Source organism: Sphingomonas molluscorum (assembly GCF_039522995.1).
GTDB lineage: Bacteria > Pseudomonadota > Alphaproteobacteria > Sphingomonadales > Sphingomonadaceae > Sphingomonas > Sphingomonas molluscorum.
The window spans coordinates 105,956-124,372 of the sequence record NZ_BAAAEL010000010.1 but is presented as its reverse complement, the minus strand read 5'-3'; the positions used below and the strand labels follow the sequence as shown (position 1 = coordinate 124,372).

The following is an 18,417-nucleotide window of genomic DNA, read 5'->3' as shown; positions in this document are numbered from 1 at the left end:
CTGCGCCTCCCCTCCTCCACCCCCCGTTCATCCCGAGTAGCCGTCGAGTAGCGGCGTAGCCGCGTATCGAGATGGCGTATCGAGGGAGGGTTGTCGCGCGGGACCGTACCTCGATACGAGCTCTCGATACGCTGCTGACGCAGCACCTCGATCTCTACTCGGCACAAACGGTGAAGGGAGGCGGCCCCGAACGAGGGGAAGGCGGGCGCGGTGCTTGCTGGCTCCCCGCCTCCTTTTGACGCCCGCGCAAAAGCAGGGCAGGGCGTCCGCAACCCCTTTCCTGGATTCCCGATGCCCACCGCTTCCGACCGCCGCACCTTTGCGATCATTTCCCACCCCGACGCCGGCAAGACCACGCTCACGGAAAAGCTGCTGCTGTTCGGCGGCGCGATTCACCTGGCGGGCGAGGTCAAGGCGCGCGGCGCCGCCCGGCGTGCGCGCTCCGACTGGATGAAGATCGAGCAGCAGCGCGGCATCTCCGTCACCTCCTCGGTGATGACGTTCGAGCGCGAGGGCGTGACCTTCAACCTGCTCGACACGCCGGGCCACGAGGACTTTTCCGAAGACACCTATCGCACGCTGACCGCGGTCGACTCGGCCGTCATGGTGATCGACGTCGCCAAGGGCATCGAGAGCCAGACGCGCAAGCTGTTCGAGGTCTGCCGCCTGCGCAACGTCCCCATCATCACCTTCGTCAACAAGGTCGATCGCGAGGGGCGCCCGGTGTTCGAGACGTTGGACGAGGTCGCCGACCTGCTCCAGCTCGACGTCACGCCGATGACCTGGCCGGTCGGCATGGGCGGCGCGTTCGAAGGCATCTATGACCTGCGCAGCAACCGCCTGCTGCTGCCGGAAGGGCCGAGCCGCGAGTTCCAGGGCAAGGTGGTCGAGACCACCGGCCTCGACGATCCCAAGCTCGACGAACTGCTCTCGGCCGAGGGCGTCGCCAAGCTGCGCGAGGACGCCGAGCTGGCGATGGCCGGCTACGCCGAGTTCGATGGCGAAGCCTATCGCAACGGCGACCTGACGCCGGTCTACTTCGGCTCGGCGCTCAAGGAGTTCGGCGTCGACTCGCTCATCAAGGCGCTTGCCGAATACGCCCCGCCGCCGCGCCCGCAGCCGGCCGAGCCGGCGCCGGTCGACCCGAGCAACCCGGAAGTCACCGGCTTCGTGTTCAAGGTCCAGGCCAACATGGACCCCAACCATCGCGACCGCATCGCGTTCATGCGGCTGTGCTCGGGCACCTTCAAGCGCGGCATGAAGCTGACGCCCAGCGGCCATGGCAAGCCGATCGCGGTGCACTCGCCGATCCTGTTCTTCGCCCGCGAGCGCGAGCTGGCGGACGAGGCGTTTCCGGGCGACATCATCGGCATCCCCAATCACGGCACGCTGCGCGTCGGCGACACGCTGTCGGAGCGCGCCGACGTGCGCTTCACGGGACTCCCCAATTTCGCGCCCGAAATCCTGCGCCGCGTAGCGCTCAAGGACCCGACCAAGACCAAGCAGCTGCGCAAGGCGCTGGACGACATGGCCGAGGAAGGCGTGACCCAGGTCTTCTATCCGGAAATCGGCTCGAACTGGATCATCGGCGTGGTCGGCCAGCTCCAGCTCGAGGTGCTGCTCAGCCGCCTGGACGCGGAGTACAAGGTCGCCGCCGGGCTGGAGCCAGCACCGTTCGAGACCGCGCGCTGGGTGTCCTCGGAGGATCCGACGGACCTCAAGACCTTCGCCGACCTCAACCGCACCGCGATGGCCAAGGACCGCGACGGCAACCCGGTGTTCCTCGCCAAGTCGGCGTGGGAAGTCGGCTATGTCGCCGACCGCTACCCGAACGTCCGCTTCGCCGCGACGCGCGAACGGTAAGGTTCCAACGCCCTCTCCCGTTTGCTTCGAGCTTGTCGAGAAGCAGCCAAAAGCGCTCCGCTGAGAAACCCTGGGCTCCCGCCTGCGCGGGAGCACAAGGGTACGCGCGCCGCACCGCCCATCGGTTTGCTTCGAGCCATTCGAGAAGCGCTGGCGAGCGGTGCCTGTGGCCTTCTCGACAAGCTCGAAGCAAACGGGAGGGGAGACCTCTCGGCTTGGGGAAAGGGGCGGTATCAACCCCAACCGTTCGTGCTGAGTAGGGGCTGAGCTTGTCGAAGACCCGTATCGAAGCACAGGTCCTTCGATACGCCGTTTCGACTTCGCTCAACGGCACCTCAGGACAGACGGTCTGAGTGACGGAAGGTCACCCGCTGTTGCGCAAGGCCGTCGCGATCGCGTTGATCGATAGCAGGATGCCCTCCCCGATCCGCGCATCCTCCTCGCCGGCACGATGCCGCTTCAGCAGCTCGATCTGCAGCAGGTTGAGGGGCTCGATGTACGGCAACCGCAACCGGATCGACGTCTCCAGCGCCGGATGCTTCTCCAGCAGCCGCGTCTGGCGGGTGAGGGTGAGCAGCCCATCCTGCGTCGCCTGCCAGCCGTCGCGGATGCGCCCGAAGATCGCCTCCCCAAGCGCCCGATCCTCCACGAGCGCCGCATAGCGCGCGGCGATCCCCATGTCGGACTTGGCCAGCACCATCTCCATGTTGGCAAGCGTCGCGGCGAACAAGGGCCAGCCGCTCGCCATCTCGCGCAGCAGCCCCTTGTCCTCGAACGCGGCGATCGCCTGGCCGACGCCGTACCAGCCGGGCAGCATCACCCGCGCCTGCGCCCAGCTGAACACCCACGGGATCGCGCGCAGGTCCTCGATCGCGTCGGATTTCTTGCGGCTTGCCGGGCGCGATCCGATCTTGAGCCCCGCGATCTCGCTGATCGGCGTCATCTGGCGGAAGAAGGTCCGGAAGCCGTCGGTCTCATAGACCAGCCCGCGATAGGCGCGGAACGCCGTCTCGGAGAGCGTGTCCATCGCCGCGGCGAAGCGCTCGTAATCGACAGGCGCCAGCCGCTCCGGCTCCAGGCTGGCCAGCAGGGTCGCGGAGGCCATCGCCTCCAGGTTGGTGGTGGCGCTCGCCCGCGTGCCATATTTCGCGGCGATCACCTCGCCCTGTTCGGTGATGCGGATGCGGCCCTGCACCGTGCCGGGCGGCTGCGCCTGGATCGCCGCGAACGAGGACCCGCCCCCGCGCCCGACCGCGCCGCCGCGGCCGTGGAACAGCTGCATGCGGACCCGGGCCTCCTCGAATACCGGCCGGAGCGCGGTCGACCCGCGGCTCAGCTGCCAGGTGGAGGTCAGATAGCCGCCGTCCTTGTTGGAGTCGGAATAGCCGATCATCACTTCCTGGTGCCCACGCACGCTTGCCACCGCGGCGACCTCGGGCAGCGCGAACCAGGCGCGCATGATCTCCGGCGCCGCCTCCAGGTCACCGATCGTCTCGAACAGCGGGATCGCCATGACATGCGCCTGCGGCGTCGCGCCCGGCACGTACAGCCCCGCTTCCTTCAGGAGCAGGTTGACCTCCAGCAGGTCCGACACGGATTGCGCCATGGAGACGATATAGTGGCGGATGCAGTCGCGGCCGTAGCGGGCATGGGCTTCGGCCGCAGCATGGAGGATCGCCAGCTCGGATGCCGTTTCCTCCGAATAGGCGGCATAGGGCGAGGTCAGCGGCCGGGGGCTCGCCAACTCGCGGCGGAGCAGCGCCACCCGCGCGTCTTCGTCCAGGGCGGCATAGTCCTCCGCGACCCCGCCTGCCTTCAGGAGTTCGGCGACGACGCGCTCGTGCACTGCGCTGTTCTGGCGCATGTCGAGCGTTGCCAGGTGGAAGCCGAAAGTCTCCACCGCCCGGATGAGCCGGCCCAGGGCGCCGCCGCTCGCCAGGGGGCCGTTGCCGCCGATCGTGAGCGCATGCGCAAGCGCCGTCAGATCCTCCCGCAACGCAGCCGGGTCAGGATAGCGTTCCCCGTCCAGGGCGGCCGGCCGCGGCGGCGCCTTGCCTGTCAGTGCCCGATAGGTGGCGGCGAGCCGCGCGTAGATGCCCGACAAAGCGCGGCGGAACGGCTCGTCGGCACGGCTTGCGGCCGTATCCCCGCTCCGCTCCGCCAGCGCCTCGACGCCCGCGTCCACGGTCGCATGTTCGGTCGAGATCGACAGCTCGGCGCCCAGCGCATGCACCGCATCCAGATAGTAGCCCAGCACCGCCTCGGCCGAGCGCGACAGCGCCAGCCGCAGCGAGTCCGCGGTGACATAGGGATTGCCGTCGCGATCGCCGCCGATCCAGCTGCCGGGGCGCAGGAACGATGCCGGCCGCGCGCCGAGCGCCCGTTCCCAGCGCGCGTAGAGCGCCGGCAGCGTCGGCAGGAACACGTCCCGCAGGTAGCTGAGCGCGGTCTCGACCTCGTCCGCCACATACAGTCGTTCGCGGCGGAGCACGCGGGTCTGCCACAGGAGCGCGATCTGGCGGAGGATCGCCTCGTCAACCTGGTCGCCGTCCTCGGTCTCCTCCACGCCGCCGTCCCGCAGCGCCATCAGTTCGGCGATGCGGTTGCGGTGGTCGATCATGCTCTTGCGCCGCACCTCGGTCGGATGGGCGGTGAGCACCGGCATCAGCAGCGCGTCGTCGAGCAGCGCGAGCACCGCATCGCGGCCGATGCCGTGCTTCCCCAATCGCTCCAGCGCATGGGCGACGTCCGCCCCGGCCTCCGCCGCCACGCCTTGCCGGTCCTCGGCGAGGTTCGCCAGCATCGAGAACAGCATGAAGCCGCGCACGAACGCGATCGTCTCGTCCAGCGTCAGCCGATCCAGCCCCGGATCGATCGCGTCCGCGCCAGCCACGCCGCGATGCCGATCGACCGAAGTCGCGCGGATGTACTCGATGCGCTTGAACAGGTCCTCCCCGCCATAGGCGCGGATCACGTCGCCAAGCAGGCGGCCGAGGAAGCGAACATCGGGATTGTTGGTGATCGGGGGAAGGCTTGCCATGCCGGGTTGCTGCGCTGCGGAGGCGCTCCGGTCAACCAACTCTTTTCATTTCGTGCGTCATAGCGCCGCTTCTCGAAGCAATATTACCGCTACCAGAAGTTCTGCCCGGCGGCACCACACCGCCGGGCAGCACAAATCACACGTCGAGGTTGGCGACGCTCAGCGCATTTTCCTGGATGAACTCGCGGCGGGGCTCCACCACGTCGCCCATCAGGCGGGTGAAGATCTCGTCCGCGACATCCGCCTGCTCGATCGCGACGCGCAGCATCGAGCGGTTCTGCGGATCGAGCGTGGTTTCCCACAGCTGTTCCGCATTCATCTCGCCCAGCCCCTTGTAGCGCTGGATCGACAGGCCCTTGCGCCCGGCGGCGAGAATCGCGTCGAGCAGCTGGCTGGGCCGTGCGATCAGCACCTCGCCCTTAGCGGCGGTGACGGGCGTCGCCTCGCTCTCCTCCAAGTCCGCGACCGGATTGTCGGCATCGCTCGCCTGGGCGCCGCGCGCCGGCACCAGCTTGCCCGTGGCAGCGTAGCTCTCGACCTCCTCGGCCGTCAGCGCGTGGAGCTTGCGCCCCTCGGCCGAGGTCAGGAAGGCAGCCTCGATCACATGGTGATCGGTGACGCCGCGCCACACGCGGCGGAAGTGGAGCGCCCCCTCTTCGGAGATGCTGGCACTCCAGCGGGCGTCGCCGTCGGTGCTGTCGAGGCGGCGGACCGCATCCGCCAGCCGCTCCTCACGCTGGGCGCGCGACGCTTCTGGATCGAGCGTGCCGGACAGCGCCAGCACCTCGACGATCTCGGGCGCATAGCGGCGGGGGACGTAGCGCATCAGCGTGCGCATGCGGCGCGCGTGATCCACCAGCGTCTTGAGGTCGCTGCCGCTGCGGCCACCGGCCGGCGTCTCCAGCACCTGCGCGGCAACGCCCGCGTCCACCAGATAGGCGTCCAGCGCCGCGTCATCCTTGAGGTACACCTCCGACCGGCCGCGCGTCGCCTTATAGAGCGGCGGCTGGGCGATATAGAGGTGCCCCGCCTCGATGATCTGCGGCATCTGACGATAGAAGAAGGTCAGCAGCAGCGTGCGGATATGGGCGCCGTCGACGTCCGCGTCCGTCATGATGACGATCTTGTGGTAGCGCAGCTTTTCCAGGTTGAAGTCGTCGCGGCCGATGCCCGTGCCCATCGCCTGGATCAGCGTGCCGATCTCGCGGCTGCCGAGCATCCGGTCGAAGCGCGCGCGCTCGACGTTCAGGATCTTGCCGCGCAGCGGCAGGATCGCCTGGAAGTGGCGGTCGCGGCCCTGCTTGGCCGAGCCGCCGGCCGAGTCACCCTCGACCAGGAACAGCTCGGACTTGGCGGGGTCGCGCTCCTGGCAGTCGGCGAGCTTGCCGGGCAGCGAGGCGATGTCCATCACCCCCTTGCGCCGGGTGAGCTCGCGTGCCTTCTTGGCGGCCTCTCGGGCAGCCGCCGCGTCGATCACCTTCTGGATGATCTGGCGTGCGACCTGCGGATTCTCTTCCAGCCATTCGGCGAGCTTGTCGGCCATCAGGCTTTCGAGCGGCTGGCGGACCTCGGAGCTGACCAGCTTGTCCTTGGTCTGCGAGCTGAACTTGGGGTCGGGCAGCTTGACCGAGACAATCGCCGTCAGCCCCTCGCGCATGTCGTCGCCGGTGAGGGTGACCTTTTCCTTCTTCAGCGCGCCCGACTTGTCGGCATAGCTGTTGATCGTGCGGGTCAGCGCCGCACGGAACGCCGCCAGGTGCGTACCGCCATCCCGCTGCGGGATGTTGTTGGTGAAGCACAGCACATTCTCATAATAGCTGTCGTTCCACTCCAGCGCGACGTCGATGCCGACGTCGTCGCGGTGGCCGGTGATCGCCACCGGATCCGGCATCAGCGGCTGCTTGTTGCGGTCGAGCCATTTCACGAAGGCGGCGATGCCGCCCTCGTAGAACAGCTCCACCTCACGCGGCTCCTCGTGCCGCGCGTCGACCAGCACCAGCCGGACGCCCGAGTTCAGGAACGCCAGCTCGCGATAGCGATGCTCCAGCTTGTCGAAATCGAACTCGATGTGGTTCTTGAAGGTACCGCCGTCGCCCGGCACCTTTTCGGTCGAGGGAAGGAAGGTCACGCGAGTGCCGCGCTTGCCCTCGACCTTGCCCACGACCTTCAGCGGCGCTTCGGCATCGCCGTGGCGGAAGCGCATGTAATGCTCCTCGCCATCGCGCCAGATGGTGAGGTCGAGATATTCGGACAGCGCGTTCACCACCGACACGCCCACGCCGTGCAGACCGCCCGACACCTTGTAGGCGTTGTCGTCGGACGTGTTCTCGAACTTACCGCCGGCATGCAGCTGGGTCATGATGACCTCGGCCGCCGAGACGCCCTCCTCCGGATGGATGCCGGTCGGGATGCCGCGGCCGTTGTCCTCGACCGAGACGGACCCGTCGGGATTGAGCGTGATGAGCACCCGGTCGCAATGGCCGGCAAGCGCTTCGTCGATCGCGTTGTCGCTCACCTCGAACACCATGTGGTGGAGGCCCGAGCCGTCGTCGGTGTCGCCGATATACATGCCGGGGCGCTTGCGAACCGCATCCAGCCCCTTCAGGACCTTGATCGATTCCGCGCCATATTCGTTGGAGTTGGGGTTCGTCGCCATACCGAGGATATAGGGATTCACCCCCAGGAACGGAAGCAAAATGCGGGCGTTTGGGCCCCCTCAGCCGACCTTGCTGAGCCAGAATGCGGCCAGGAAACCGGCGACGGCGATCAGGCCGGTATATTCATGCGTGTTCTCGGTCGCCTCCGGGATCATGGTGTCGACCAGCATGGCAAGGATCGCGCCTGCGGCGACGGCGGTGATCACCGCGACCAGATCCGCACTCGCGTCCGCCAGCAGCAGATTGCCGAGCAGCGCCGACAGCCCCGACGCGACCGCGATCGCAGTCCATACGCCGAAGATATAGGCGGTGGACCGCCCCGCCTTCTTCATGCCGGCGGCAGAAGAAAGGCCCTCGGGGATGTTCGAGAGGAACACCGCGGCGACCACCGTGGTGCTCACCCCCGTCCCGCCGATCAGGCTGATGCCGATGACGATCGACTCGGGAATGCCATCCAGCAGGGCGCCGAGTGCGATGGCGCTGCCGCCCCCTTCGCTCGCGTGCGGCTGCGTCTCCGTGCTCTCGGTTCCCGAGCGCTTGCGGTGCCGGGCGCCCCGGCGCGAGAGCCAGACGTTGCCGGCAGTGTAGAGGGCTGCGCCGCCAACGAACCCGGCGGCGGTCGCATCGAGCCCGCCGCGGGCGAACGCGTCGTCCATCAGGTCGAAGGCAACGGCGGAGATGAGGACGCCCGAGCCGATCGCCATCACGGCGGCGATCAGGCGCTGCGGCAGTTGCACTGCGCCCGCGATGGCAGCGCCGATCAGCAACGCCGAGCCGCCGAGCAGGCCCCAGAGCCCTGCCTCGAGCCAGGTCGGCATCAGCCGACCGGCATCTTCAAGAAGGTGGGGCAGCGCCGCATGCGTACCTTAACGCCGCAACGGCGCTTCGGTGCCCCCCGAAGAGTCGCGCGCCTTAGCGCGCGACGCCCTGGCCGCCGCCACCCGGACGCCGACCGCGGCCGCCGCGACGCGGACCACCTGGACGCGCACCGGCCGGACGCTCGCCTGCGGGCCGATCACCCGCCGGCTTGCCCTGGCCACCGCGCGACGGATTGCCGATCGGGCCACGGCCCGAGCCTGCCGGCTTGGCGCTGTGCGTGGCGCGCGGACGCGGCAGCTGGCGATCGCCCGGAGCACGCTCGGGCCGATCGGGCGCATGCGGTGCGCGCGTCGCCTTGATGTTCGCTGCCTCGGCCAGGAAGTTCTCCGGCAGCGGCACTACCTCGATCTTCTGGCGGGTCAGCTTCTCGATCTGGCGCAGATACGGACGCTCGTCCTCGGCGCAGAAGGCGAAGGCGATGCCGTCGGCGCCTGCGCGCGCGGTGCGGCCGATGCGGTGGACGTACTGCTCGGCCACGTTCGGCAGCTCGAAGTTGACGACGTGGCTGACGCCCGAGACGTCGATGCCGCGCGCGGCGATGTCTGTCGCCACCAGGATCGGCACCTTGCCCGAACGGAACTCGCCGAGCGCACGCTCACGCTGCGGCTGCGACTTGTTGCCGTGGATCGCGTTGGAGGCGATGCCATTGGCGGCCAGCAGCTTCACGACGCGGTCGGCGCCATGCTTGGTGCGGGTGAACACCAGCGAGCGATCGATCTTGTTGTTGCGGAAGAACAGGGTCAGCAGCGCCTGCTTCTCCTGCTGCTGCACGAAGGTGACATACTGCTCCACGCGTTCGGCGGTGGAGGAGACGGGCGCCACCTTCACCTCGGCCGGGTGGGTGAGGTACTTGTCGGCGAGATCGCGGATGTCCTTGGGCATGGTGGCCGAGAAGAACAGCGTCTGGCGATCCTTCGGCACCATCGACACGATGCGGCGCAGCGCATGGATGAAGCCCAGGTCGAGCATCTGGTCGGCCTCGTCGAGCACCAGGATCTCGAGCTCGTTGAGCGCCAGGCACTTCTGGTCGATCAGGTCGAGCAGGCGGCCCGGGGTGGCGACCAGGATGTCGACGCCGGCCGCCACGTCGCGGATGTTGCGGGCAACCGGCACGCCGCCGAACACGGTCGCGACGTTCAGCTTGGTATACTTGGCATAGGTGCGCGCATTGTCGGCGATCTGGCTGACCAGCTCGCGCGTCGGCGCCAGCACCAGCATCCGGCACCGCATTGGCTTGCGGCGGACGTTGGCCTTCACCAGCAGGTCGAGCGAGGGCAGCACGAAAGCCGCGGTCTTGCCGGTGCCGGTCTGGGCGATACCGAGCAGGTCGCGCTGCTCCAGCACGATCGGGATGGCGTCGCGCTGAATCGGCGTCGGCTCGGTGTAATTCTTCTCGGCCAGGGCATCGAGAAGCGGCTTGGAAAGTCCAAGGGACTGGAAGGACATGGAATACCTGTCAGTAGCCGGCACGCGCGGCCAAGATGGACGCACGGGAGGCGGGGCAAAAATGCGACCCGCGTGACTTGGGAAGCCGGTGGAGCGCGACGCGAGCCTCGGCCGCAAGGCCGGATCACGCTGCTTGTTTGAAGCGTCGCTGCGGTGTGGCAGATGCGCCCGCCACCCCGAAAAGTCAAGGTTGCGGCCCGACCACCCGTCCATCGACGACGTGGAACCGCGTCGCCTCTGTCCCGATCGCGTCGAACAAGCCTGGCTCGGTGCCGGTCAACCAGACCTGGCCGCCGCCTGCCAGCCGCTCGAACAATGCCGCCCGGCGGCCGGGATCGAGATGCGCCGCCACCTCGTCGAGCAGCAGCAGCGGCGGGCGCCCGGCCCGTTCCGAGACCAGCGCTGCATGGGCGAGCACCAGCCCCAGCAGCAGCGCCTTCTGCTCGCCCGTCGAGCAGCGATGCGCCGCCTGTCCCTTTTCCAGGTGCACCACCGCCAGGTCCGACCGATGCGGCCCTGCCAGCGTCCGCCCGGCCGCCGCATCGCGGGTGCGCCCGGCGGCGAGTTCGGCCCGCAGCCGATCGGCGTCGCCGCCCCACCCCTCGATCGAGAGCCCGGCCCGCGGAAAGGCACCGGCAGGGCTCGCCGCGATCCGCTCCGCCAGCATGGTCACCGTCGTCCGGCGTGCCGCATCCACCGCCGCGCCATGTTCGGCCATCCGCGCCTCCAGCGCCGCCAGCCACTCGGGATCGGCCGGGCGATCGTCGGCCAGCAGCCGGTTGCGCTCGCGCATCGCCGCTTCGTAGCGGCTGGCGTGGCTGGCGTGGCCGGGCGCGAGCGCCAGCGCCAGGCGGTCGAGGAACCGCCGACGCTCGCCCGCGGGTTCGACGAACAGCCGATCCATGGCTGGCGTCAGCCACAGCACCGTCAACCACTCCGCCAGCGCCATGGCCGTCGCCGGCGCGCCGTTGATCCGCACCAGCCGCCGCTCGGGCGCGTCGGGCCGGGTACCGGTGCCAAGCGCGGTATCGTCCGCCAACACCGCCGCCACGCCGAAGCCACCGCTGCCGCCCTGGCGCGCCATCTCGGACAAGGGCGCACGCCGGAGGCCGCGCCCCGGCGCCAGCAGCGACACCGCTTCGAGCACGTTGGTCTTGCCCGCCCCATTGTCCCCGGACAGCACGACGAAGCCCGGCCCGGGTGCGAGCACCGCGTCGGCATGGTTGCGGAAGTCGGTAAGAGACAGGCGCGCGAGCATCGTTGGCGCCGCTGTAGCGCAAGCCACGCGCCAGTGCGACGCAACCTTCCGGCCCGCAGAGAATTGCCTTCAGCGAAACGATGAAAAAGGGGACGGTGATGCGGAAATGGTGGATTGCGGCAGCAGCACTGGCAGTGGCCGCCTGTGGGGCGCAGACGCCGCAGGAGCGCGAGGCCGACCAGCTGCGCGATGCCGCAGAGGCGCAGGCCGATGCCATCGAGGCGCAGGCCGGAAACGTATCGGCGGGCATGAAGGCCGAAGCCGAGCAGCTGCGCCAGCAGGCCGGCCAGGGCGGCGGCTATGATGCCCAGCGCCTCCAGGTCCGCGCCGAAGCCCGCGAGCGCGAGGCCAAGCTGGTGGAGGAACAGGCCGAAGCAAAGGCCCGCGCCGTCCGCGACGAGGGCAAGGCAAAGGCCAGCGCGCTGCTGGCGAAATAGCGGCGGCGCGGCCGGTCGCACTTAGACCTGCGGTTAAACCGCACCTGTACCCCGGCGAAGGCCGGGGCCCAGTTGGGAAGCATCGGCGAGGAGCGCGTGGCCTTACCGCGTGCGCCGCAACAGTACCCCGGCCTTCGCCGGGGTACCGGATGAGTCAGGGTGCAGGAGCGCCGAAGCCTTCCTCACACCCGCATCGGCATCAGCACGTACAGCGCCGGCGACTTGTCGTTCTCGCGGATCAGCGTCGGGGCTGCCGCGTCCGCCAGGTGCACCTCGCAGAGGTCACCCTCGATCTGGCCCAGGATGTCGAGCAGGTAGCGGCTGTTAAAGCCGATCTCGAACGGCAGCGCGCTATAGTCGCCGGGCACTTCCTCGGCAGCCGCGCCGTTCTCCGGGCTGGTCACGGACAGGGTGATCTTGTCGCGATCAAGCGCCATCTTCACCGCGCGGGTTTTCTCCGTGGCGATGGTGGAGACGCGGTCGACGCCTTCCATGAAGCTCTTCGGGTCGAGCTTGAGGAGCTTGTCGTTCGCGGTCGGGATAACGCGCGAATAGTCCGGGAAGGTGCCGTCGATCAGCTTGGAGGTGAGGATCGCCTGGCCAAGGTCGAAGCGGATCTTGGAACCCGACAGCGACACGCCGACCGATCCGTCGACCTCTTCGAGCAGCTTGCGCAGCTCGGCCACGCACTTCCGCGGTACGATCACGTCCGGCATCTTTTCGGCGCCTTCCGGGCGCGGCAGCGTCACGCGCGCCAGCCGATGGCCGTCGGTCGCCGCCGCCTTCAGCACCGGCTCGCCGCTCGCATCCTCGGACACGTGCAGGAAGATGCCGTTCAGATAATAGCGCGTTTCCTCGGTCGAGATCGCGAAACGCGTCTTGTCGATGATCTGCTTGAGCATTTCCGCCGGCAGTTCGAACTGCGTCGGCAGTTCGCCCTCGGCGATCACCGGAAAATCGTCGCGCGGCAGCGTGGCGAGGTTGAAGCGGGCGCGGCCCGCCACCACCGTCAGCCGGCCCTCGGCCGCCGACAGCTGCACCTGCGCACCCTCGGGCAGCTTGCGCGCGATGTCGAACAGCGTGTGCGCCGAAACCGTGATCGCGCCCGGCTGGTCGACCGCCGCCGCGATCGTCTCGTCGATCTGCAGATCGAGGTCGGTCGCCATCAGCCGCATCGAGCCGTTCTCGGCCGCCTCGATCAGCACGTTCGACAGGATCGGAATCGTGTTCCGCCGCTCGACGACGGATTGGACGTGGCTCAGCCCCTTCAACAGGGTCGCGCGTTCGATCGTCGCCTTCATCTTTTCAAAACCCCCGGGCGCCCGCCCTAGTCCTGGCCACCCGGTCGGGTGGGATTGGTCCGTTGTCTCACCTCTAGCGCGCAAAAAAGGGCCGGAGCAAGCTGCTCCGGCCCTCCTTGTTTCCGATTGCGCATGCCGTCTGCGGGGTATCGCCCTGACGGCGCGGCAAGCGGCGCTCGCTTAGAAGCGCATGCCGACGCCGACCAGCACCTGGTGGCGGTCGGTATCCACGTCGAAGCTGTCGGTCGTGTTGCCGTCGAAGCGGAAGTCCGCGCTCGAATAGTTCGAGTAGCGGTACTCGAGCTTGGCATAGGTGTTGGTGCCGATCGACTGCTCCACGCCGGCGCCGACGCGATAGCCGTCCAGCTCATAGTTGCGGTCGAGGTCCACGTCGCCGTTCACGCCCTGCACGTTCAGCTTGGCGTTGGTGTAGCCGGCCTTGGCATAGACCAGGGTCTGCGGCGTCGCGAGGACACCGGCGCGCACGCCGACATAGATGTCGCGGCCCGGTGCCACGCGGCCATAGCCGAAGTAGTTCGGATCGCGCGTGTCGGTCTTGGTCTTGCCGGTCGAGTCGGTCAGTTCCGCCTCGAGGCCCAGCACGGCGCCGGAAACGGCGAAGTCATAGCCGACGTCCACACCATAGAGGAAACCGTCCACGGTCTGGTCGTCGCCGTCGATGTCCGAATCCTCGCTGCTGCCCGGACGAACCGCGTCATAGCCGGCGACCACGCCGACACGCGGGCCGGTGAAGTTCGGGTTGACGTCCTGCGCCATCGCCGGGGCGGCGAATGCGGAGGAAGCGGCCAGCAGGCCCAGAGCGACGTAACGCATAACAAACTCCCAAATTGCTGCCCGAGGTACGCCGGGCACAGCGCTCAAATAGGCGACGCGCCGGCAGGTTTCATGAACCCCAGCTAAACAGGGATTTTCGTTGCATTCGCGCAACAGGGGCTTGAAAGCAGGGCCATGGTGAACAAGGCACGGCAGGGGCGCGACTTCATCGCGCGGCATGGCGAGACGGTCTACAACGTGGCTCGGCGCATGCAGGGCGACCACCTCCACATCCCGCTCACGCGTGCCGGTTTTGTCCAGGCGGATGCGATGGGCGCGGCGCTTCGGACGCTGCTCGGGCCGAAGCCCAAGCTGACGCTCTGGGCTTCTACCGCAGGCCGCGCCCTCCAGACGCTGGCGATCATCGCCGAACATCTCGAGCTCGACTGGCACCAGGCGCACACCGATGCGCGGCTCATCGAGATCGGCATGGGGCAGTGGACGGGGCGCTACTATCGCGAGGTCGCGGCCGAGTCGCCGGACTTCATGGACGAGGAGCATCGCCTCTACCGTCGTCCGCCGCCGGGCGGAGAGTGGTACGACGCGATTGCGACCCGCGTCTCCGGCTGGCTCGCCGACACCGACGCGGATCCGGGCGACCGGCTGGTGATCATGCACGGCATGTCCAGCCGCGTGCTGCGCGGGGTAATGACGGGGCTGGACGTGCTTCCGCAGTTCGCCGCGCCCGTCGCACCCGACCTGCCGCAGGGCTCGATCGTCCGGATCGAACATGGCGTCGAGACGGTCGTGCATCTCGGCAGCGGCGACATCGCGCACTCGGCGCCGGCATGATCGCAACGCTGCTGGCGGCAGCCGCACTCGCGCAGGCGCCGGCCGCCGCCGCGCCGCCCGCGCGGCGCACCCTCGGCATCTTCGAGCGCTGGGGCGCCTTCGCCGATGCCGCGCCTCGGCGCTGCTATGCGATCGCCAAGCCGATCTCGCGCCGGACCGCGCTCTATCCGTTCGCCAGCGTCGCGACCTGGCCCGGTGCCCACGCCCGCAACCAGCTCCACCTCCGCCTCAGCCGCCGGCGTGCGCCCTCGGCGCAAGTGACGCTTTCCATCGGCGATCGCCGCTTCCCGCTGCGCGCCGGGACGCTCGACGCCTGGGCGCCGGACGCCGCCGCCGATCGCGCGATCGTGTCCGCGATGCGCTCGGCGCGCAGCATGAGCGTGGAGAGCCTGGCCGAGGGCGGCAGGCCGTTCGTGGACGTCTATGCGCTGAAGGGCGCAGCGACCGCGATCGACGCGGCGGCGCTCGCCTGCCTGCCCGCGTAGCACGTTCCGAAACGAAGCCGGCGGCGGGCATGGAAATTGCCTGCAAATTCGACTATATGCGCGCGCATGCTGACAGTGTCGACGCCGCCGATGCCCATTCCGGGGCACATCGATCCCGTGCCCGTGCCCCGCGCAACGGCCAAGGCGCCGCGCCCCGACGGCCGCGTCGACCTGGTCGGGCTGTCCAAGCCCGCCATCCGCGAGGCGCTGGAAACTGCGGGCATGGAGCCGAAACAGGCGAAGCTTCGCGCCAAGCAGCTGTGGCACTGGATCTACAACCGCGGCGCCACCGAATTCTCGGCCATGACCGACATCGCCAAGGCGCAGCACCCGTGGCTGGCCGAGCGCTTCGTCGTCGGCCGGCCGGATGTGGTCGAGGCGCAGGTCTCGTCCGATGGCACGCGCAAGTGGCTGCTGCGCTCGCCCGACGGGCAGGACTATGAGATGGTGTTCATCCCGGACGCTGATCGCGGCACGCTGTGCGTCTCCAGCCAGGTGGGCTGCACGCTCAACTGCCGCTTCTGCCACACCGGCACGATGCGGCTGGTGCGCAACCTGACCGCGGGCGAAATCGTCGGCCAGGTGATGCTCGCGCGCGACGCGCTCGGCGAATGGCCGTCGAGCCCGGAAGGGCGCATGCTCACCAACATCGTGATGATGGGCATGGGCGAGCCGCTCTATAACTTCGACGAGGTCAAGACGGGCCTCCAGATCGTCATGGATGGCGACGGCCTGGCCCTGTCGAAGCGGCGCATCACCCTCTCCACCTCGGGCGTGGTGCCGATGATGGCGCGCGCGGGCGAGGAGATCGGCGTGAACCTGGCGGTCTCGCTCCACGCAGTGACCAAGGAAGTGCGCGACGAGATCGTGCCGCTCAACAAGAAGTACGGCATCGAGGAGCTTCTGCAGGCCTGCGCCGACTATCCCGGCGCCAACAACGCGCGGCGCATTACCTTCGAATATGTGATGCTGAAGGACAAGAACGACAGCGACGCCGACGCGCACGAGCTCGTGCGCCTGCTGCGCAAGTACCAGCTGCCGGCCAAGGTCAACCTGATCCCGTTCAATCCCTGGCCGGGCGCGCCGTACGAATGCTCGACGCCGGATCGGGTCAACGCCTTTTCCGACATCGTGTTCGAAGCCGGCATTTCCGCGCCGGTGCGCCGCCCGCGCGGCCGCGACATCGACGCCGCCTGCGGCCAGCTCAAAACCGCCGCCGAGAAGAAGAGCCGCGCGCAGCTGGATCGCGAGGCCGAGGAGAAGATGGCGGCGCTCGGCTGAGCCCGTCATGGACTGGAGTGTCATCGGGCTTGCCGCCCTGGCCGGCTGTGTCGGCGGCGCGATGAACGCGCTCGCCGGCGGGGGCGCCTTCGCAACCATGCCGGCGCTGGTCGGGATCGGGCTCCCCGCCACGATTGCGAATGCCACCAGCAACGTCGCGATGCAGCCTGCCGCCATGGCGAGCGCCTGGACCTACCGCCGCGGACTCGCGCCGCTGGGCGGCCTTTCGATCCGGCTGCTGAACAGCGTCAACTTCGTGGCGGCGCTGGTCGGCAGCTATCTGCTGGTCGTGACACCGCCAACGGCGTTCGACGTGATCGTCCCCTGGCTGCTGCTCTTTGCGTTCGGAGCCATCGCCGCCGGCCAGCGCGGCGCCGCTTGGCTGCGTGCCCATGCAACGATCGGCCCGCGCACGCTGATCGCTGCCCAGCTGCTGCTCGGCGTCTATGGCGGCTATTTCGGGGGCGGCATCGGCATGATGATGACGGCGGTCTTCGGGCTGCTGGTCGGCACCGATCCCAAGCGGATGGCCGCACCCCGCACGCTGATCCTCGCCACTGCGAACCTGGCCGCCGCCGGCGTGTTCGCGGCCTTTGGCATGGTCGCCTGGGCAGCCTGCATCCCCATGCTCCTGGGCGGCATCCTGGGCGGCTGGGGCGGCGCCTGGCTGGGCGATCGCCTGTCGGCGCGCACCATCCGGCTCTGGACCATGGCGGTGACCGGCGTCACCACCGCCGCCTTCTTCTGGCGCGCCTACGGCTGATCAGCCCGGCCGTCGCATCGCCCGCTCGATCGCCGGCCGATCAAAGGCATGCTCGGCATATTGGCCATCCCGTTCCACCCAATGCAGGAACAGGTGCGCGGACCAGCTGTTCGGATTGGGCTCAAGCCGCCCGTGCAGCCGGTGCGTTCCCTGGTAGAGGACGGCATCGCCCGGCGCCATTGCCACGGATCCATATCTGCGCGATCCGAAATCTTCCGTCACCTCACCCGTCGGCCGCTCCCCCGCCTCGGTCGCGACGGAGAGCGCCCAGGGCTTGTCCTCCCCATAGGCGATGGTCAGCGAGAGGCTGTGCTCGCAGGAAGGCCGGTCATAATGGACTCGGCAGATGTCCCCCTGCTGATAAGCCCGGAAATAGGCGTAGGTGGGCAGCAGCGCCCGCCCTGTCGCCTGGGCCATGCGCGGGGTTAGCCCCCAGAGAAAAGCTAGCATCGGGGCATACTGGTACGCGTAAAGCTCGATGGCCCGCCCGCGCAGCAACGGTCCTTCCGCCACAAAGGACTGCAGTGGCCTGCCGGCCGCCTCCAAAATCGGCGCGCATCCGCATGTAGAAGGCGTCGAGAATCTCGCGTGGAAATAACCCCCGAAGCGGGACATAGCCATCCCGCCAGTAGGTTTCTGTCTCGGAAGCTCGATCCTGGTCCGTCATGAGATCAGAATACGGATGTCGCAGCACGAGTGCGAGCGCCTTCTATGCCGGCCGGCGCATGTGGAACAGCGCGTCTTCGGCGATTTCGAAGTAATCGGCCGGGCCGCCGCCCCGTACGATCGGGTGCGCACGGGCGGTCTGGTAGATGCCGTCTTCCAGCAGCGCCGTGTCGATGTGGATGCCGACTGCCTCGCCCAGCACCAGCCACTGGTCCAGCGCCCGGCCTTCCTTGGTCTCCAGCCGGACGATCTGGGTCACCTTGCACTCGAACTGGACCGGGCTGCCCGCCACCCGCGGCGCCGCCACCAGGCGGGAGGGCAGCGCCTCCAGCCCCGCAAGCGTGAACTCGTCCGCATCGGCCGATGCCGAACTCGCGTTCATCGCTTCTGCTTGCGCACGCGTCACCAGGTTCCAGACGAACTCGCCCGTCGCCTCGCAATTGGCGAGGCTGTCCTTGCGGCCTTGGGAGGCGAAGCCGATCAGCGGCGGCCGATAGTTGAACGCGTTGAAGAAGCTGTACGGCGCGAGGTTGCGGCGGCCGTCGGCACCCAGCGTGCTGATCCAGCCGATCGGACGGGGCGCGACGATCGCGTTGAAGGGATCGTGCGGCAGGCGGTGCCCGTCGGCGGGCTCGTAGAAGTGGAAGTCGGTCATGCCCGCTCCTAACGCGCGAGCCGGCCGGGGGGCTACCCGCAGGCAGCCGCACGGTCTATC

15 protein-coding genes are annotated in these 18,417 nt (G+C 68.5%); 6 read left to right on the top strand and 9 right to left on the bottom strand.

Annotation, left to right across the window (positions count from 1 at the left end):
• Window positions 1-291 precede the first annotated feature (291 nt).
• On the top strand, window positions 292-1,863 hold the full coding sequence (locus tag ABDZ92_RS11065; protein WP_125959448.1) for a peptide chain release factor 3: 1,572 nt from the start codon (window positions 292-294) through the stop codon (window positions 1,861-1,863).
• A 364-nt stretch (window positions 1,864-2,227) separates the two neighbouring features.
• On the opposite strand, the gene ppc is transcribed toward ABDZ92_RS11065, so the two are convergent.
• The 5 genes from ppc to recF form a co-directional block, all read right to left on the bottom strand.
• A complete protein-coding gene (ppc, locus tag ABDZ92_RS11060; protein WP_125959449.1) occupies window positions 2,228-4,903 on the bottom strand; it encodes a phosphoenolpyruvate carboxylase in 2,676 nt (891 codons plus the stop codon).
• Window positions 4,904-5,039: 136 nt separating this feature from the next.
• Window positions 5,040-7,559 (bottom strand): DNA topoisomerase (ATP-hydrolyzing) subunit B, encoded by a 2,520-nt coding sequence (gene gyrB / locus ABDZ92_RS11055; protein WP_125959450.1) that lies wholly within the window; start codon window positions 7,557-7,559, stop codon window positions 5,040-5,042.
• A 60-nt stretch (window positions 7,560-7,619) separates the two neighbouring features.
• Complete coding sequence (locus tag ABDZ92_RS11050) at window positions 7,620-8,378, bottom strand: ZIP family metal transporter (protein WP_125959451.1); 759 nt, start codon at window positions 8,376-8,378, stop codon at window positions 7,620-7,622.
• A 94-nt stretch (window positions 8,379-8,472) separates the two neighbouring features.
• Complete coding sequence (locus ABDZ92_RS11045; RefSeq protein WP_125959452.1) at window positions 8,473-9,885, bottom strand: DEAD/DEAH box helicase; 1,413 nt, start codon at window positions 9,883-9,885, stop codon at window positions 8,473-8,475.
• Window positions 9,886-10,069: 184 nt separating this feature from the next.
• Entirely contained in the window at window positions 10,070-11,143 is a 1,074-nt protein-coding gene (gene recF / locus ABDZ92_RS11040; protein ID WP_125959453.1) for a DNA replication/repair protein RecF, read from the bottom strand.
• Between the two features lie 80 nt (window positions 11,144-11,223).
• Here recF and ABDZ92_RS11035 point away from each other — a divergent pair, with 80 nt between their 5' ends.
• Entirely contained in the window at window positions 11,224-11,580 is a 357-nt protein-coding gene (locus ABDZ92_RS11035; protein WP_125959454.1) for a hypothetical protein, read from the top strand.
• Between the two features lie 182 nt (window positions 11,581-11,762).
• Here the strand turns inward: ABDZ92_RS11035 and dnaN are convergent, their stop codons facing one another.
• Together dnaN and ABDZ92_RS11025 are read right to left on the bottom strand one after the other, a co-directional pair.
• Window positions 11,763-12,881, bottom strand: coding sequence for a DNA polymerase III subunit beta (gene dnaN / locus ABDZ92_RS11030; protein ID WP_125959455.1), 1,119 nt, complete (start codon window positions 12,879-12,881; stop codon window positions 11,763-11,765).
• A 180-nt stretch (window positions 12,882-13,061) separates the two neighbouring features.
• Entirely contained in the window at window positions 13,062-13,715 is a 654-nt protein-coding gene (locus ABDZ92_RS11025) for an outer membrane protein (RefSeq protein ID WP_125959456.1), read from the bottom strand.
• 135 nt (window positions 13,716-13,850) lie between these two features.
• Between ABDZ92_RS11025 and ABDZ92_RS11020 the strand changes: the two genes are divergently transcribed.
• The 4 genes from ABDZ92_RS11020 to ABDZ92_RS11005 all read left to right on the top strand — a co-directional run bounded on the left by ABDZ92_RS11020 (window position 13,851) and on the right by ABDZ92_RS11005 (window position 17,036).
• Window positions 13,851-14,507, top strand: coding sequence for a histidine phosphatase family protein (locus tag ABDZ92_RS11020; protein WP_125959457.1), 657 nt, complete (start codon window positions 13,851-13,853; stop codon window positions 14,505-14,507).
• The gene (locus tag ABDZ92_RS11015) at window positions 14,504-14,992 is read left to right on the top strand and encodes a hypothetical protein (protein WP_125959458.1); all 489 of its coding nucleotides are present in this window, start codon (window positions 14,504-14,506) and stop codon (window positions 14,990-14,992) included. Before ABDZ92_RS11020 ends, ABDZ92_RS11015 begins: the two co-directional genes overlap by 4 nt.
• A gap of 66 nt (window positions 14,993-15,058) precedes the next feature.
• Window positions 15,059-16,273: a dual-specificity RNA methyltransferase RlmN gene (gene rlmN, locus ABDZ92_RS11010; RefSeq protein WP_125959459.1), complete on the top strand. Its 1,215-nt coding sequence runs from the start codon at window positions 15,059-15,061 to the stop codon at window positions 16,271-16,273.
• Between the two features lie 7 nt (window positions 16,274-16,280).
• Window positions 16,281-17,036: a sulfite exporter TauE/SafE family protein gene (locus ABDZ92_RS11005; protein ID WP_125959460.1), complete on the top strand. Its 756-nt coding sequence runs from the start codon at window positions 16,281-16,283 to the stop codon at window positions 17,034-17,036.
• On the opposite strand, the gene ABDZ92_RS11000 is transcribed toward ABDZ92_RS11005, so the two are convergent.
• On the bottom strand, window positions 17,037-17,453 hold the full coding sequence (locus tag ABDZ92_RS11000) for a hypothetical protein (RefSeq protein ID WP_241211736.1): 417 nt from the start codon (window positions 17,451-17,453) through the stop codon (window positions 17,037-17,039).
• A gap of 292 nt (window positions 17,454-17,745) precedes the next feature.
• Window positions 17,746-18,357: a flavin reductase family protein gene (locus ABDZ92_RS10995; protein WP_125959461.1), complete on the bottom strand. Its 612-nt coding sequence runs from the start codon at window positions 18,355-18,357 to the stop codon at window positions 17,746-17,748.
• Window positions 18,358-18,417 lie beyond the last annotated feature (60 nt).

What these genes read in the sequence shown, in the direction of transcription:
- ABDZ92_RS11065 (WP_125959448.1), top strand. Translation starts at nt 292, where the DNA reads ATGCCCACCGCTTCCGACCGCCGCACCTTTGCGATCATTTCCCACCCC.
- ppc (WP_125959449.1), bottom strand. Translation starts at nt 4,903, where the DNA reads ATGGCAAGCCTTCCCCCGATCACCAACAATCCCGATGTTCGCTTCCTC.
- gyrB (WP_125959450.1), bottom strand. Translation starts at nt 7,559, where the DNA reads ATGGCGACGAACCCCAACTCCAACGAATATGGCGCGGAATCGATCAAG.
- ABDZ92_RS11050 (WP_125959451.1), bottom strand. Translation starts at nt 8,378, where the DNA reads ATGCCGACCTGGCTCGAGGCAGGGCTCTGGGGCCTGCTCGGCGGCTCG.
- ABDZ92_RS11045 (WP_125959452.1), bottom strand. Translation starts at nt 9,885, where the DNA reads ATGTCCTTCCAGTCCCTTGGACTTTCCAAGCCGCTTCTCGATGCCCTG.
- recF (WP_125959453.1), bottom strand. Translation starts at nt 11,143, where the DNA reads ATGCTCGCGCGCCTGTCTCTTACCGACTTCCGCAACCATGCCGACGCG.
- ABDZ92_RS11035 (WP_125959454.1), top strand. Translation starts at nt 11,224, where the DNA reads ATGAAAAAGGGGACGGTGATGCGGAAATGGTGGATTGCGGCAGCAGCA.
- dnaN (WP_125959455.1), bottom strand. Translation starts at nt 12,881, where the DNA reads ATGAAGGCGACGATCGAACGCGCGACCCTGTTGAAGGGGCTGAGCCAC.
- ABDZ92_RS11025 (WP_125959456.1), bottom strand. Translation starts at nt 13,715, where the DNA reads ATGCGTTACGTCGCTCTGGGCCTGCTGGCCGCTTCCTCCGCATTCGCC.
- ABDZ92_RS11020 (WP_125959457.1), top strand. Translation starts at nt 13,851, where the DNA reads ATGGTGAACAAGGCACGGCAGGGGCGCGACTTCATCGCGCGGCATGGC.
- ABDZ92_RS11015 (WP_125959458.1), top strand. Translation starts at nt 14,504, where the DNA reads ATGATCGCAACGCTGCTGGCGGCAGCCGCACTCGCGCAGGCGCCGGCC.
- rlmN (WP_125959459.1), top strand. Translation starts at nt 15,059, where the DNA reads ATGCTGACAGTGTCGACGCCGCCGATGCCCATTCCGGGGCACATCGAT.
- ABDZ92_RS11005 (WP_125959460.1), top strand. Translation starts at nt 16,281, where the DNA reads ATGGACTGGAGTGTCATCGGGCTTGCCGCCCTGGCCGGCTGTGTCGGC.
- ABDZ92_RS11000 (WP_241211736.1), bottom strand. Translation starts at nt 17,453, where the DNA reads ATGGCCCAGGCGACAGGGCGGGCGCTGCTGCCCACCTACGCCTATTTC.
- ABDZ92_RS10995 (WP_125959461.1), bottom strand. Translation starts at nt 18,357, where the DNA reads ATGACCGACTTCCACTTCTACGAGCCCGCCGACGGGCACCGCCTGCCG.